Origin of the sequence: Nocardia sp. NPDC059236, from assembly GCF_042754085.1 — a bacterium.
In the GTDB taxonomy this organism is placed as follows: Bacteria; Actinomycetota; Actinomycetes; order Mycobacteriales; family Mycobacteriaceae; genus Nocardia.
The window spans coordinates 1-1,008 of the sequence record NZ_JBHZAF010000128.1; the positions used below are offsets into that span (position 1 = coordinate 1).

The 1,008-nt window shown below is 69.5% G+C and carries 2 protein-coding genes; both read right to left on the minus strand.

Annotation, left to right across the window (positions count from 1 at the left end; all coding sequences use genetic code 11):
- Nucleotides 1-424, minus strand: a 424-nt coding sequence (locus ACFXIV_RS48410) for a hydroxyisourate hydrolase (protein WP_379421602.1), incomplete at its 3' end; no start/stop codon positions are given.
- Complete coding sequence (uraD, locus tag ACFXIV_RS48415) at nucleotides 421-939, minus strand: 2-oxo-4-hydroxy-4-carboxy-5-ureidoimidazoline decarboxylase (protein WP_379421603.1); 519 nt, start codon at nucleotides 937-939, stop codon at nucleotides 421-423. The genes uraD and ACFXIV_RS48410, both read right to left, overlap by 4 nt.
- Nucleotides 940-1,008 lie beyond the last annotated feature (69 nt).

The following is a 1,008-nucleotide window of genomic DNA, read 5'->3' on the forward strand; positions in this document are numbered from 1 at the left end:
GCACGTGGTAGTGCTCGCCCGGGTGCACCGCGAAGACAATGGTCACCTCGGGAAAGAAGCTGCCTGGTGCGCTGTCCCTTACGCGGGGGGCGTCCTGCTGTTCCGCGGCTTCGCGCTGGCTGCGCGGATTCGAACTGTGCTCTGCCACGTCGTGCTGGTCCGAGCCGTGCTCGGTGGAGCCGTGCCCGTCGAGGAAGTACGGCTCCGTCTCGAACCACAGCTGAACGTGGGTGGTGCCTTCCGGCAGGGCCGGAAAGTCCTTGCAGCGCCCGTCGGCGTCGGTCTTCGACGCCCCGTGCGCGACCCATGCGGCCTGCTCGTCACCCTGGCGCACGGACAGCCGTACACCGACCCCGGCGGCCGGGCGGCCGCGGCTGGTGTCCAGGATGTGCGTGGACACCGATGTGCTCGTCGCGTCGCTCATGGTGTAGGGGCCCCTTCCTCCGCGAGGCGGGTGAGCCGGAGCCGGTTGATCTTCGCCAGCTCCTGCCGCACGATCTCCCGCTCCTGTTGCGGAGTGTTGTCGATCCGGTGACGAACGGCGTCCCTCATCTCCTCGGCACTTCTGCCGGTGGCACAGATGAGAAAGACATGCCCGAACTTGTCCTGGTAGGCCAGGTTCAGTGCGAGCATTTCGGCCTTCAGCTCCTCGTCGGCGCCCGCCATGCCCCGCTGTTCGCGGGCGGAGGTCGGGTCGCCGGGCTTCGGGCGGCCGATGGGTGGGTGCCCGGCCATGGCCTCGGCCAGCCCGTCGTCGGTCAGGGCCGCTGTGGCCTCGTCACTCGCGGCGAAGAGAGCGTCGACGCTGTCGTACGGGCGCCGGGCGAGCAGGGCGCTCCCCCAGCTCCGGGCGGCGCACACCTCGTGGAGCGCGGTACGCACATCGGCGTCCACTGCGGAGTTGAACCAGGTCAGACCTGGCGTCGAGCGCGAAGTCACGGGACCTCCGTGGCCGTGGTGCTGTTCGGGCTGGGAATAGCTAAGTCCCCGTGCCACTCCACGTCCCGC